At 68.1% G+C, this 13,540-nt stretch carries 13 protein-coding genes; 8 read left to right on the top strand and 5 right to left on the bottom strand.

Going from position 1 to position 13,540, the window contains the following annotated elements; genetic code table 11:
* Positions 1 to 134: 134 nt before the first annotated feature.
* Genes ACSQ9E_RS12105 through ACSQ9E_RS12090 form a run of 4 tightly spaced genes read left to right on the top strand, consistent with a single transcriptional unit; the run spans position 135 to position 4,854 of the window.
* A complete protein-coding gene (locus tag ACSQ9E_RS12105; RefSeq protein WP_057204391.1) occupies positions 135 to 941 on the top strand; it encodes an SDR family NAD(P)-dependent oxidoreductase in 807 nt (268 codons plus the stop codon).
* Between the two features lie 23 nt (positions 942 to 964).
* Entirely contained in the window at positions 965 to 2,101 is a 1,137-nt protein-coding gene (locus ACSQ9E_RS12100) for a DUF5938 domain-containing protein (protein ID WP_057204393.1), read from the top strand.
* Between the two features lie 12 nt (positions 2,102 to 2,113).
* Positions 2,114 to 3,658, top strand: a complete 1,545-nt coding sequence (locus ACSQ9E_RS12095; RefSeq protein ID WP_436217917.1) for an AMP-binding protein — start codon at positions 2,114 to 2,116, stop codon at positions 3,656 to 3,658.
* A gap of 11 nt (positions 3,659 to 3,669) precedes the next feature.
* Positions 3,670 to 4,854 carry a lipid-transfer protein gene (locus tag ACSQ9E_RS12090; RefSeq protein ID WP_436217916.1) on the top strand — a complete coding sequence of 395 codons (1,185 nt, stop codon included), beginning with the start codon at positions 3,670 to 3,672 and terminating at the stop codon, positions 4,852 to 4,854.
* Between the two features lie 6 nt (positions 4,855 to 4,860).
* Here ACSQ9E_RS12090 and ACSQ9E_RS12085 read toward each other — a convergent pair whose 3' ends face one another.
* A complete protein-coding gene (locus ACSQ9E_RS12085; protein ID WP_057267521.1) occupies positions 4,861 to 5,283 on the bottom strand; it encodes a Fur family transcriptional regulator in 423 nt (140 codons plus the stop codon).
* 311 nt (positions 5,284 to 5,594) lie between these two features.
* Between ACSQ9E_RS12085 and ACSQ9E_RS12080 the strand changes: the two genes are divergently transcribed.
* Both ACSQ9E_RS12080 and ACSQ9E_RS12075 read left to right on the top strand, forming a co-directional pair.
* Complete coding sequence (locus ACSQ9E_RS12080; protein ID WP_436217915.1) at positions 5,595 to 5,810, top strand: hypothetical protein; 216 nt, start codon at positions 5,595 to 5,597, stop codon at positions 5,808 to 5,810.
* Between the two features lie 12 nt (positions 5,811 to 5,822).
* The gene (locus tag ACSQ9E_RS12075; protein WP_436217914.1) at positions 5,823 to 6,854 is read left to right on the top strand and encodes an SDR family oxidoreductase; all 1,032 of its coding nucleotides are present in this window, start codon (positions 5,823 to 5,825) and stop codon (positions 6,852 to 6,854) included.
* An 8-nt stretch (positions 6,855 to 6,862) separates the two neighbouring features.
* Here ACSQ9E_RS12075 and ACSQ9E_RS12070 read toward each other — a convergent pair whose 3' ends face one another.
* The 4 genes from ACSQ9E_RS12070 to msrB all read right to left on the bottom strand — a co-directional run bounded on the left by ACSQ9E_RS12070 (position 6,863) and on the right by msrB (position 11,116).
* On the bottom strand, positions 6,863 to 7,843 hold the full coding sequence (locus ACSQ9E_RS12070; protein ID WP_428000798.1) for a Bug family tripartite tricarboxylate transporter substrate binding protein: 981 nt from the start codon (positions 7,841 to 7,843) through the stop codon (positions 6,863 to 6,865).
* 131 nt (positions 7,844 to 7,974) lie between these two features.
* Positions 7,975 to 8,712: a peptide-methionine (S)-S-oxide reductase MsrA gene (gene msrA / locus ACSQ9E_RS12065; protein ID WP_057267525.1), complete on the bottom strand. Its 738-nt coding sequence runs from the start codon at positions 8,710 to 8,712 to the stop codon at positions 7,975 to 7,977.
* A 59-nt stretch (positions 8,713 to 8,771) separates the two neighbouring features.
* Positions 8,772 to 10,601, bottom strand: coding sequence for a cytochrome c biogenesis protein DipZ (locus tag ACSQ9E_RS12060; protein ID WP_436217913.1), 1,830 nt, complete (start codon positions 10,599 to 10,601; stop codon positions 8,772 to 8,774).
* 11 nt (positions 10,602 to 10,612) lie between these two features.
* Entirely contained in the window at positions 10,613 to 11,116 is a 504-nt protein-coding gene (gene msrB, locus ACSQ9E_RS12055) for a peptide-methionine (R)-S-oxide reductase MsrB (RefSeq protein WP_436217912.1), read from the bottom strand.
* A 143-nt stretch (positions 11,117 to 11,259) separates the two neighbouring features.
* Here msrB and ACSQ9E_RS12050 point away from each other — a divergent pair, with 143 nt between their 5' ends.
* Together ACSQ9E_RS12050 and ACSQ9E_RS12045 are read left to right on the top strand one after the other, a co-directional pair.
* A complete protein-coding gene (locus ACSQ9E_RS12050) occupies positions 11,260 to 11,985 on the top strand; it encodes a response regulator transcription factor (RefSeq protein ID WP_436217911.1) in 726 nt (241 codons plus the stop codon).
* A complete protein-coding gene (locus ACSQ9E_RS12045; RefSeq protein ID WP_436217910.1) occupies positions 11,982 to 13,514 on the top strand; it encodes a sensor histidine kinase in 1,533 nt (510 codons plus the stop codon). The genes ACSQ9E_RS12050 and ACSQ9E_RS12045 overlap by 4 nt, the downstream gene beginning before the upstream one ends.
* The last annotated feature ends 26 nt before the right edge of the window (positions 13,515 to 13,540 follow it).

Genomic DNA, 13,540 nt, shown 5'->3' with positions numbered 1-13,540 from the left:
GTCGATTGAATTTATGACAACTGTCAAGAAAATGTCTTGACAGTTGTCAAGTCGATTCCCAGAATCAATCCCGTTCCTCGAAGAACACGATCTGCGAATCAGCGATCTCTACCTATCCATCAGGAGACAAGACAATGACAAAGTTCGATTTGACCGGCCGCAAGGCCCTGGTCACCGGCGGCGCGCGCGGCCTCGGTGAAGGCATGGCCCAGGCACTCGCTGCCGCCGGGGCCTCGGTGATGATTGGCGACGTGCTCACGTCGCTGGGCCAGGAGGCGGCAGGCAAGCTGCCGGTGACCGGCGGGGCCAAGGCCGGCTTCGTGAAGCTCGACGTGACGCAGGAGGCCGACTGGGCCGCCGCCGTGCAGGCCACGGTCGATACATTGGGCGGCTTCGACATCCTCATCAACAACGCCGGCATCGAGGTCACGGCCCTGGTGACCGAGATCGAGCCCGATGCGTTGCGCCGCATGCTCGACGTGAACATCGTGGGCACGGCACTGGGCCTCAAGCACGCCTTCCGGACCATGCGCCCGGACGGCGCTGCAGGCAAGGGCGGGGCGGTGGTCAACATCTCTTCGGTCGCCGCCACCATTGCCTTCCCGGCGATCGCCGGCTACTCGGCCACCAAGTCGGCCGTGGACCGGCTGACCCGCGTGGCCGCCATGGAGTCGGGCAAGCTCGGCTACGGCGTGCGTGTGAACTGCATCTACCCCGGCCTGGTGCCCACCGAGATGGGCATGAAGCTGGCCGCCGACGTGGTTGCCGCCGGCCTGTTCGCGTCGCCCGAGGCCGCCGTGGGCGCCATCATCGAGCAGACGCCCTCGGGCCGCCTGGGCGAGGTGGCTGACATGGCCGATGCCGTGGTCTTCCTGTGCTCCGATGCCGCGCGCTTCATCAACGGCGCCGGCTTGCCGGTCGACGGCGGCATGGGCATGTGAGCAGCACTACAGGAGACAACAACATGGCCAACAACACCAAGAAACCCGTCGTGGTCTACGGCGCCTCCGGCTACACCGGCCGGCTGGTCTGCGAGTACCTGCGCGAGTACAACATCCCCTTCATCGCGGCCGGCCGCAGCAAGGACAAGCTCGACGAGGCGATGCAATCGCACGTGCCCGGCATCGAAACCGCCAGCTACGAGGTGGTCGAGGTGGCGCACACGCGGGAGGCGCTCACGGCGCTGTTCGAGGGCGCCTCGGTCGTGCTCAACACCGTGGGGCCGTTCGCCAAGTTCGGCCACGAGGTGGTGCAGGCCTGCCTGGCCGCGAAATGCCACTACACCGACACCACGGGCGAGCAGGACTGGCTGATCACACTGGATGCCGAGTACGGTGCACAGTTCGCCGCCGCCGGCCTGCTGCTGTCGCCGGGCCTGGCGCAGATGTACACCACGGGCGAGATCGCCGCCCAGTTGTGCCTGGAGACGCCGGGCCTCGATACCCTGGACATCGCAGTGTTCTGGGGCGGCAGTCCCACGGTGGCCTCCACCCAGACCATCCTGGTCAACGCCGCCACGTCCAAGGCCTACTACCTGGAGCAAAACCAGTATGTGGAGTGGCAGCCCGACGCGGGCCTGTACAGCCTGGCCATTCCGGGCCAGCACGAGGCGGCACTGGCATTGCCCTGGGGCGGCACCTCGCACCCCGTGTGGTTCAAGAAGGACCCGCGCGTGGCCAACGTCAAGGTGCTGGGCGGCGTGTTCAACAAGCCGCTGATGCTGGGCGTGCCGCAGATCGTGGCCGCCGCACTCAAGGCCACCGAGGGCATGAACGAAGAGGACCGCTACGCCGCCCTGGCACAGACGGCGGCCGCCGTCATGGGCTCCATGCCGCCGCGCGAGAACCCCCGCATCAACAAGTCGGTGGATTCGGTGCATGCCTCGGGGCCGCTGGCGCGGGCGCACTGCGTGATCTTCGGCAACTGCAACTACAAGCAGACCGGGCTGATGCAGGCCTTTGCCGCCGCCTCGCTGCTGCAGCAGGCGCCCCGGCGCGTGGGCTTCGCCTCGGGCTGCCAAGCGTTTGGCCACCATGAGCTGCTGGGCGCGCTGCGCAGCTTCGGCCTGGTGCAGCCGCCCGTGCTCACGGTGCACCGCTGAGCGGGCCCCGCCATGCGCCTGATCGACTACCTCGACAAGGGGGCCATGCTGGGCGAAGGGTCGCCGTGCCTGAACTTGGGCACGGCCGACCTCTCGTACGGCGACGTGCAGCGCACCAGCCACCGCGTGGCGCGGGCGCTGCAGCGCTCGGGCATCGCGCCGGGCGACAAGGTGGCGGTGCTCTCCAGCAACGACGCCCTGGCCTTTGCCTGCGTGTTCGGCATCTCGCGCGCAGGTGCCGTGTGGTGCCCGGTGAACCCGCGCAACGAGGCGTCCGAAAACCGCTTTGTGCTCGACGCCTTCGACTGCAGCTGCCTCATCTTCCACAGCGCCTATGCGCCGATGGTGGAGCAGATGCGCGCGCAACTGCCCAAGGTGCGCCAGTTGGTCTGCCTGGATGCGGCATTCGGGTGGGCACCCTCCTGGGCGCAGTGGGTGGAGGGCGTGGGCGACGAGCCCATCGCCATCGCCCCCGTGGACGACCTGGCGATGATCGCCGGCACCGGCGGCACCACGGGCCAGCCCAAGGGCGTGATGCTTTCGGGCCGCAATCTGGAGACCATGTCGGCCCTGACGTTGATGGGCTACCCGTTCGAGGGCCGGCCGGTCTACCTGGCGCTGGCACCGCTCACCCACGCGGCCGGGGTGCTGTGTCTGCCGGTGATGGCCCTGGGTGGGCGCGTGGTCATCATGCCCAAGCCCGACCTGGGCGACTTCCTCGCGTTGATCGAACGGCATCGGGTGACGCACACCTTCCTGCCGCCCACGCTGATCTACATGCTGCTGCAGCACGAGAAGCTGGCCAGCACGCGGCTCGATTCGCTGCAGTGCTTCTGGTATGGCGCGGCACCGATCTCGGCGGCGCGGCTCGAAGAAGCGCTCACGGCCATCGGCCCGGTGATGGCCCAGCTCTTTGGGCAGACCGAGGCGCCGATGATGATCTCCATGATGGCGCCGCGCGAGCATTTCCACACCGACGGCTCGGTGGCGCGCGAGCGCCTGTCCAGTGCCGGCCGGCCCGGGCCGCTGGTGCAGGTGGCGACCATGGATGCCGACGGCCACCTGCTTGCAGCAGGCGAGACCGGCGAGATCGTGGTGCGCAGCTCGCTGGTGATGATGGGCTACTACCAGGACGCCAAGGCCACCGCCGAAGCAGGCAAGGGCGGCTGGCACCACACCGGCGACATCGGACGGGTGGATGCCGACGGCTACCTGTTCATCGTCGATCGCGCCAAGGACATGATCATCACCGGCGGCTTCAACGTCTACTCGGTCGAGGTAGAGCAGGCCCTGATGCAGCACCCCGACGTGCAGGACAGCGCCGTCATCGGCCTGCCCGACGACAAGTGGGGCGAGAAGGTGGTGGCCGTGCTGCAACTGCACTCCGGCCGCACCGTGCAGCCTGACGAGATTGCGGCCTTCGTCAAGGCGCGCATCGGCAGCGTGAAGGCACCCAAGCACGTGGAGATCTGGCCCGACCTGCCGCGCTCCAAGGTGGGCAAGGTGATGAAGAAGGACATCCGCGCCACGATGCTGGCGCGGCCAGCGCTAACCTGAGGGACGCCAACATGTCACACAAGGCATTCATCGCGGGCGTGGGCATGATCCCGTTCGTCAAACCGGGCGCCAACGAGCCCTATCCCGTGATGGCGGGGCGGGCCGGCCGGCTCGCGCTGGAAGACGCGGGCATCGCCTACGGCGCCATCGAACAGGCTTATGTCGGCTACGTCTACGGCGATTCCACCAGCGGCCAGAAGGCCGTCTATGGCCTGGGCATGACCGGCATTCCGGTCTTCAACGTCAACAACAACTGCTCGACCGGCTCCACGGCACTGTTCCTCGCGCGCCAGGCCATAGCGAGCGGCGCGGCCGAATGCGTGCTGGCCCTGGGCTTCGAACAGATGAGCCCGGGCGCCCTCGGCACCGTGTTCAATGACCGGCCCAGCCCCTTCGAGGACTTCGACCGCGAGGCTGCCGAGCTGGTCGGCATGCCCGAGTTGCCCCTGGCGCTGCGCTACTTTGGCGGGGCAGGGCAGAGCCATATGCGCAAGTACGGCACGCCGCTCGAATCTTTTGCCAAGGTGCGCGCCAAGGCCAGCCGCCACGCCGCGCGCAACCCGCTGGCTCTGCTGCGCAAGGAGCTGTCGGTGCAGGACGTGATGAGCGCGCCCATGCTCTGGCCCGGCGTGCTCACCCGGCTGATGGCCTGCCCGCCGACCTGCGGCGCGGCGGCAACGGTGCTGGTTTCCGAAGCCTTTGCCAGACGCCACGGCTTGCGCTCCGACGTGTTCATTGCCGCCCAGGCCATGACCACCGACCGGCCCGATGCCTTCGACAGCCACGACATGATGAACCTGGTGGGCTACGGCATGACGGCAGCGGCAGCGCACAAGGTGTATGAGCAGGCCGGCATCGGCCCCGAAGACCTGGACGTGGTGGAGCTGCACGATTGCTTTGCGCAGAACGAGCTCATCAGCTACGAGGCCCTGGGCCTGTGCCCACCGGGGGGTGCGGCCGCCTTCATCGACGCGGGTGACAACACCTATGGCGGCAAGGTGGTCACCAATCCATCGGGAGGCCTGCTCTCCAAGGGGCACCCGCTGGGCGCCACCGGGCTGGCGCAGTGCTATGAGCTCACGCACCAGCTGCGCGGCTCGGCGGAGGAGCGGCAGGTGCCCGGCGCACGCACCGCACTGCAGCACAACCTGGGCCTGGGAGGGGCGTGCGTGGTGACCCTGTACCAATCGGCCTGAAGCCGATCAGGCCGTAGCCGCTGTTTTGCCCCGGGGCTTCGGGGCGGCTGCTGCCTTTGCGCAATCGGCGCAGCGGCCGTACAAGGTCAGTTCGTGCCGCTCCACCGTGAAACCCTTGGGCGCCAGGTCACGCAGGTCGCCGGGGCAGTTGTGCACGTCGAACGCGCGCGAGCACGCCGTGCACTGAAAGTGGTGGTGGTGGCCATGGTCGTGCTCGGCGGCTTCGTACCTCGGGCTTTCGCCTGGCAGGTGCACGGCCTGCAGCGATCCATCCTCCAGCAGCGCCTTGATGTTGCGGTAGACCGTGGCCATGCCCAGCCCCTGCACGGCTTCGCGTGCGCTCTCCAGCACCTCCTGCGGCGTGAGTGGGCGTTGGGCGTCTGCAATGGCCGCCAGGATGGCGGTGCGTTGCCGGGTGGATCGTTCCATGGGGTGGGGCCGGTGCCGCAGGACTTGTTGTTGATAACCAATTATCAGGGAAACCTCAGGTGCACGCCTGTGCCACGCAAGGCAACTCCCTGAATACAAGGCAGCAGCATTTTTCCGCTCGGTCACTATTAATAATGAAGAAAATTCATTATCTTTTGTGAGTGTCGAATTTTGACTGGGTCTTCCAGTGCCTGCTCATCGATTTCTGAAGCGCTGGTGTCGGCATAGAAAGGCGGCCCATCGTCGGCAATGGATGACAGGCGGGCGGCGGTGGGCTGGCAAGAATGGTGCATTCCCCTTAGGAGTAGCCCATGCGCACCACACCGCCCCCCAAAGCCGAAGTCGACAAGGCCGAACGCAAGATCGACAACATCCTGGAAGACCTGGAGGATGAGACCCACTCGGAAGTGCAGGACATCGATCTCGAAGACGTTGTCGAAACCGACCCTGCCACCGGTCAACCAGGCGTGCACAAGACCGTCGAGGTGACTGTACAGCCCCGGCCACAGCGCAAGTGGCTCAAGTAGGCAGGCGGTGCCATGAAAAAAGCCCCCGCATCCTCGCGCAATAGCGCCGCTGCAGAGCAGACCGCCAAGAAGCAAAAGCGCATCCAGGCCGAGCAGGACGCCAAGGACGCTTCGAAAGCGAAGGCATCTACAAGCAAGAAGCTGGCTCAACCGAAGAAGAAAACCCTGGCTCCGGGCCCTGGTCGCACTGAACCAGGCAGTCCGTTGCCCAGCCAGCCGCTAGCCAAGCCCGGCATCGAGGCGCGCATGGCGCTGCCTCCGCGCTTCGAGGCCCCGCACTACAAGGGCAGTGGCAAGCTCGAAGGCATGTCGGCCCTCATCACGGGCGGCGACTCTGGCATCGGTCGGGCCGTGGCCGTGCTGTTCGCGCGCGAGGGCGCCGACGTGGCCATCGTCTACCTCAACGAGCACGAAGATGCGAAGCGCACCATCGAACTGGTGAAGGCGGAAGGCCGGCGCTGCATCGCCATCTCCGGCGACGTGAAAAGCGCACGCTTTTGCAAAGGTGCCGTTGCCAAGACCGCCAAGGCCTTTGGCAAGCTCAACCTGCTGGTGAACAATGCAGCCTTCCAGGAGCATGCCAGCTCTCTCGAAGACCTGACCGAAGAGCGTTTCGACGAGACCTTCAGGACCAACATCTACGGCTACTTCCATATGGCCAAGGCTGCGCTGCCGCACCTCAACCGGGGCGATGCCATCATCAACACCGGTTCCGTCACAGGCCTGCGCGGCAGCAAGGAACTGCTCGACTATTCGGCCACCAAGGGCGCCATCCACGCCTTCACCAAGGCCCTGGCGCACAACCTGGCCGACAAGGGCATCCGCGTGAACGCCGTAGCCCCAGGGCCGGTATGGACACCGCTGAACCCGGCCGACAAGACGCCCGAAGACATCGCCCAGTTCGGCGCCAGCACGCAGATGGGGCGGCCGGCCCAGCCCGAGGAGATTTCGCCGGCCTATGTGTTCCTGGCCGCGCCGTGCTGCTCGAGTTACATCACCGGCATCGTTTTGCCCATCACCGGCAATGCAGGCGACGGGGGCTAAGGCTCCGCTCAATTGCGGATGTTCGCGAACTCCACCACGCGCCTGAACTTCTGGATCTCAGCCTGCAGGAAGGGCACGAAATCCGTGCCTTCCATCATGGTCAGGCCTGCGGCTTCGAGCGTCTTGCGCAGTTCGGGCTCCTTGAGCAACTGCTGCAGTCCCTCGCGCAGCCGGGTGGTGGTGGCCGGCGGCAGCTTGCCGGGGCCCAGCAGGCCGAACCAGACACCTGCATCGACCCCCTTGAACCGCGCATTCTCTGCCAGGGCCGGGATCTGGGGCGCCGCCGCAGAGCGCTCCAGCTTTGTCACGCCAATGGCCTTGACCTTGCCGTCCTTGATATGGGGCAGGGCGCTGGAAAGCACCATCACCGCAAAGTCCACGTCGCCGCTGTCCAGATTCGCGAGCATGGCACCGGCACCGCGCGAAGGCACATGCGCCATGCGCACCCCTGATTGCTGGCGAATGGTCTCGCCCGCCAGGTGCAGCGGTGTACCCATGCCCGACGAGGCATAGCGCATGGGCGCGGGCGCCTCGGCCGTGGCGCGCAGGAATTCCTCGATGCTGGCCACCGGCGTCTTCCTGCCGGCCACCAGCACCAGCGGCTGGCTGCCGATAAGGCCGATGGGCGTGGAGTCCTTGAGCGGGTTGTAGCCGTCGCGCCGGCGGCTCACCAGGTGGTTGATGCCCACCTCGGCGGGCGAGCCCAGCAGCAGTGTGTGCCCGTCCGGCTCGGCCAGGGCCACCCGGGCCGCGGCCAGCGCTCCGCTGGTGCCAGGGATGTTCTCCACGTTCACCGGCTGGCCCAGCCGGCGCGACAGGCCGGGCGCAATGGCCCGTGCCACCAGGTCCACGCTGCCGCCTGCCGGGTAGCCCACCACCAGGGTGATGGCCTTCCACGGGTAGTCCTGCGCCCAGGCCGCCATGCTGGACAGGGCCAGCACATGCACTGAAACAACGGTCCGGACCTTCTTCAAAATCATCGTGTCCATGGTATCCCTGTGGGTGAATTGGGTTACCCATGGTTACATTCGATGCAAAGGTGCGAGGTGCCGCTTTGGCACCGGTTGGTGCCGAATGGCTCCATTGGGAGCCGCTGTCCGCAAGGGGCGATGCGGCGCGACTACGCCGCGCGCTTGACCAGCGCGGGCTCAGCGCGGTAGCGGGCGGCAAACAGCCGCTTGAGGTGCGCCACCTTGGGCAGGTCGTTGACCACGATGTAGGGGTGGCGCGGGTTCTCGGTCAGAAAATCCTGGTGGTAGGCCTCGGCCGCGAAGAAGCTCGGGCCGCTTTCGATGCGCGTGGCGATGGGTTTCTTGAACACCTTGAGCGCATCGAGCTGGGCGATGTAGGCTCGCGCCACCTTTTCCTGCTCGGGGCTGGCGGCAAAGATGGCCGAGCGGTACTGCGTGCCCGAATCCGGCCCCTGGCGGTTGAGCTGGGTCGGATCGTGCACCACCGAAAAGAAGATCTGCAGCAGGGCGCCGTAGCTCACCTGTGCGGGGTCGTAGCTGATCTCCACCGATTCGGCGTGCGCCGTGCGCCCGCTGCTCACCAGGCTGTAGGTGGCCGTGGCGGCCGAGCCGCCGCTGTAGCCCGACACGGCTTTCTGCACCCCCTGGACATGCTGGAACACGCCCTGCACGCCCCAGAAGCAGCCGCCTGCGAAGATGGCCTTTTCCACCTTGGCATTGCCGGCGGGCAGGTCCTGCGCGGGAGGCGGGATCACCACGGCCTCTTCGGCGGAGTGGGCCAGGTTCTGGAACAGCAGGGCGCCGCCGGCCAGGGTGGCGCCACCGGCCAGAAGCTGCAGCAGGCCGCGCCGGCTGGGAGTGGATGCCGTGGAAGGGGTCGTTTTCATGGTGAGAGCGCCTTTATGGAAGGGGGTGGGAGTGTGATGCGGGTTCGCAGGAAATGTGCTCAACCGAAGGTAAAGGCGTAGGCGTCGACAGGGGCATCCAGGAATTCGATGCTGAAGGTGCGTTCGCGCACCTCGCCGCCCTGGCGCACCAGCTGGTACAGGCGCTGGTCGGTCACCGTGCCTATGCCGTCGGCGGCCACGTCGATGCCACGCGATTCGCCAGGGGCCTGGCCATCGACCGTGACCTTGAAGCGCACGGGCTTGCCGCCGGTGCCCGGCCCCAGCACCAGGTGCAGGTCCCGCGCCTGGAAGCGGTAGACGATGCGGCCGCTGCCGGCAGCCAGCGTGGCACGCTCGGCGCCCACCGTCCACTGGCCGGCCAGGCCCCAGGCATTGAGCGCCGGGCGGGCGGGGGCGGTATAGGTGGCCGCCCGGTCGCGCACCGCAGGCTCGGCCGAGGCGAAATGCTCGGCCCGCTCATAGCCCAGGTAGGTTTCTTGCGAGCGCACCGCGCCGAGGTCGGCCGGCTGGTGCACGCCCTGGGCGGCCACCTGGGCCAGGCCGTCCTGGGCCGGTGCTGTGGAGCCGGCCTCGCGCAGCAGTTGCTGGATGGCGCGCTCCGACTCGGCGTAGTTGCCCTCGCCGAAGTGGTGGTAGCGCATGCGGCCCTGGGCGTCGATCAGGTAGTGCGCGGGCCAGTAGCGGTTCTGGAAGGCGCGCCAGATGGCGTAGTTGTTGTCGATGGCTACGGGGTAGGTGATGCCAAGGTCGCGCACGGCCTTGGCCACATTGGCGGCGTCGCGCTCGAAGGCGAACTCGGGCGCATGCACGCCGACCACCACCAGGCCCTGGTCCTTGTACTTCTCGGCCCAGGCCTTCACATAAGGCATGGCGCGCAGGCAGTTGATGCACGAATAAGTCCAGAAATCCACCAACACCACTTTGCCGCGCAGGCCGGCCGTGGTGAGCGCGGGCGAGTTGAGCCATTGCACGGCACCGTCGAGCGAGGGCACCTCGCCCTGGTCCGGCAAGCGCCCAGCCGCAGCGTTGCCGACAGCCATCATGGAAGGGCCGGCCCCTTCGGCGCCAGCGGCTGCCATCATGGCACCGCCGCCTTGCATCATCATCGACGGGCCGCCGCCCATGGCCATGGCGCCGCCCTGGGGTTCGTTGCCCAGCCGGTTCACCAGGGCCTGCTCGATACCCCCGGTGGATGCCGTCGACAGCCGGGCCAGCACCCCTGTGTCCAGCCCCAGCGCAATCGCGGCGACACCGGCCAGCATCGCGGCGCCCAGGCCGCGGCGCACCCACTCGCCCACACCCAGCGAGCGCTTGAGTGCGGCAAACACCCGGCCACCGAGCAGCAGGGCCGCCGCCATCGACGTGGCCGCGCCGGCCGCATAGGCCAGCAACAGCAGGCTGGTGCCCACGCTGGCACCCTGCAGTGCGGCGCCCGTCAGGATCAGGCCGAGCACCGGCCCGGCGCAGGGGGCCCACAGCAGGCCCGTGGCCACGCCCAGCAGCAGCGATGCGCCCACGCGTGGCTTGCCGTCGCCCTGGGCTGACTGCGACAGGCGGTCCCCGGCCGCGACCAGGGGGCGTGCCATGCGGTCGGCGAGGCCCGGCCACACCAGGGCCAGGCCGAACACCGCCACCAGCACCAGTGCTGCCCAGCGGCCATACTGGTTGGCGGCCACCACCCAGCCGCCGCCCACGGCGGCCAGCGTGGCCACGGCCGCGAAGGTCAGCGCCATGCCGGCCAGCAAGGGCAGGCCGCTGCGCACGAACGGCTGGCTGGCACGCGAGAAGACAAACGGCAGCACGGGCAGGATGCAGGGGCTGACGATGGTCAGCACACCGCCCAGGTAGGCCAAAAGGATGAGCAGCATGGCGAAGGTCCTCAGGCAGCGCCAGCCGCGAACGTGAGCGACAGGCCATTCATGCAATAGCGCAGCCCGGTGGGCTGGGGCCCATCGTTGAACACATGGCCCAGGTGGCCGCCGCAGCGGCGGCAGTGCGCCTCGGTGCGCGCCATGCCCAGGGTGCGGTCCGTGCGCGTGGCCACGGCATTGTCCAGCGGCTTCCAGAAGCTGGGCCAGCCGGTGCCGCTGTCGAACTTGGTCTTGGAAGAAAACAGCGGCAGGGCGCAGCCCGCGCAGGCGAAGGTGCCGGCGCGGTGCTCCTGGTTGAGCGGGCTGCTGCCGGGCCGCTCGGTGTTTTCGTGGCGCAGCACGGCGTATTGCGCGGGCGTGAGCTTGGCGCGCCACTGGGCGTCGGTGAGGGTCACCTCGAAAACCTCGCTGGTGGCGGCTGCTGCCGGGGCGCGGCGCGGCGAGAACCAGGCGGCCAGGGCCAATGCGCTGGCGCTGCCGGTGAACAGGAGTTGGCGGCGGGTGGTGGTCATGGGGTCCTCGGTCGGTAGGGGGTTGGCCGGAGCTTAGGCCGGGCTCCATCGCGAAGTCCTCACGCAAACTTCAATAATTCGTGATAACTCGGCAGGCTGCGATTGCGCACAATGCTGGGCATCCCTCGCTTACCTGCCTTCTCATGTCCATACCCCCCTCCAAACGCGTGCTGCTGGTCGAAGACGATGCCCATATCGCCGACCTGCTGACCATGCACCTGCGCGACGAAGGGCTGCAGGTCGTGCATTGCGCGCGGGGCGACGACGGCCTGGAGCAGCTCACGCGCGGCGGCGAATGGGACGCGCTGGTGCTGGACCTGATGCTGCCCGGGGTGGACGGCCTGGAAATCTGCCGCCGCGCCCGCGCCATGCCGCGCTACGTGCCCATCATCATCATCAGCGCGCGGGCCAGCGAGGTGCACCGCATCATGGGCCTGGAGATCGGTGCCGACGACTACCTTCCCAAGCCGTTCTCGGTGCTCGAACTCGTGGCCCGCGTGCGCGCCTTGCTGCGCCGGGCCGAGGCCATGGCCCAGAACGCGCGCCAGCAGGCGGGCAGCCTGTCGGTGGCCGGCCTGGCCATGGACCCGGTGGCGCGCGACGCGCGGCTCGCGGGCCAGCGGCTCGATCTGACGCCGCGCGAGTTCGACCTGCTGTACTTCTTCGCCCGCCAGCCGGGCAAGGTGTTCTCGCGCATGGACCTGCTCAATGCCGTGTGGGGCTACCAGCACGAGGGCTATGAGCACACGGTCAACACCCACATCAACCGCCTGCGAGCCAAGATCGAGGCCGACCCGGCCCAGCCCGCGCGCATCCTCACCGTCTGGGGGCGCGGCTACAAGTTCGCCAGCCCCGAGGGCACGCCATGAGACTCACCCTGACGCAGCGGCTGTCGCTGGTTTTCGCCGGGCTGCTGCTGGTGTGCAGCGGCACCTCGGCCTGGATGCAGGTGCGCTCCAACCGCATGCACGAGCTGGAGGTGGTGCAGGGCCTCTCGCGCGACCTGGCCGAAAGCATTGCCCGCGACGCCCAGCTCACCGATGCGAATGGCCTGATGCCCGGCGCCGTGCGCAAGCTGTTCAGCCAGCTCATGGTGGTCAACCCGAGTGTGGAGGTGTACCTGCTCGAACCCGATGGCCGCATTGCCGGCCACGCCGCACCCGAGGGCCGGCTGCGCCGCGACCGCATCGATCTGGCGCCCGTGCGCCGAATGATCGATGGTGCGCCGCTGCCCATCCTGGCCGACGACCCACGCAGCAACGATGGGCGCAAGGTGTTCAGCGCCGCGCCGCTGCGCGTGCATGGGCGCGACGTGGGCTTCATCTACGTGGTGCTGCTCGGTGAGGCGCACGACCTGGTGGCGGCGCAGGGCTCCACCAACGCGGTGCTCACCACAGCGCTGTGGTCCATCGCCATGGTGGCGCTGCTGTGCCTGGCGGCGGGCCTCGTGGCCTTCACCCTGATCACGCGGCCGCTGCGCCGCCTGACCGAGACCGTGCGCCATTTCGACATGACCGGCGCGCCGCCGCCCCTGCCGGCCCTGGCGCCACCATCACCACCAACGCCGGACAGCCGCGACGAGATCGCCGTGCTCGGCGCCGCCTACCGCCAGATGGTGGCGCGCATCGGCGAGCAATGGCAGGTGCTCAGCCGCCAGGACCAGGAGCGCCGTGAGCTCATCGCCAATGTCTCGCACGACCTGCGCACGCCGCTGTCCTCGCTGCACGGCTACCTGGAGACCCTGCTGCTCAAGGACGCCACGCTGCAGCCCGCCGAGCGCCGGCGCTACCTGGGCATCGCCCTGGACCAGAGCCGCAAGGTGGGCGCGCTGGCGCAAAGCCTGTTCGAGCTGGCGCGGCTCGAATACGGCTTTGTCCAGCCAGAGGCGGAGCCCTTTGCCATGGCCGACCTGGTGCAGGACGTGTTCCAGAAGTTCGAGCTGGCAGCGCAGGAGCGCCAGGTGGCCCTGCAGGCGGACATCGCGCCGCAACTGCCACCGGTGCACGCCGACCTGGGCCTGGTCGAGCGGGTGCTGACGAACCTGCTGGACAACGCCCTGCGCCACACGCTGCCAGGCGGTACCGTGACGGTGGTGCTGGCGCGCGAGGGCGATGCCCTGGCCGTGCAGGTGCAGGACACCGGGCCGGGCATTGCTGCGGAGCTGCGCGAGGGTCTCTTCGAGCGCCCTTTCACCGTCGGCGGATCGCGGCGCGGCGGAGGCCTGGGGCTGCGCATTGCGCACCGCATCCTGGCGCTGCATGGCAGCCGGATCGCATTGGTGGAAATGCAGACGCCCGGGGCGGCATTCCGGTTCACCTTGCCCTGGGCCGCCGGGCCAACCGGCAGGCCCCTGCACATCGAAGAGAGAGATGTGGCCCCTCCAGCGCTGCCGCGCTAAGCGTTTTCACCTAGGGCCGGCCCTGT

This window comes from Acidovorax sp. LjRoot118, assembly GCF_964253575.1.
GTDB lineage: Bacteria > Pseudomonadota > Gammaproteobacteria > Burkholderiales > Burkholderiaceae_C > Acidovorax.
This window is presented reverse-complemented; position numbering and strand designations above follow the sequence as displayed.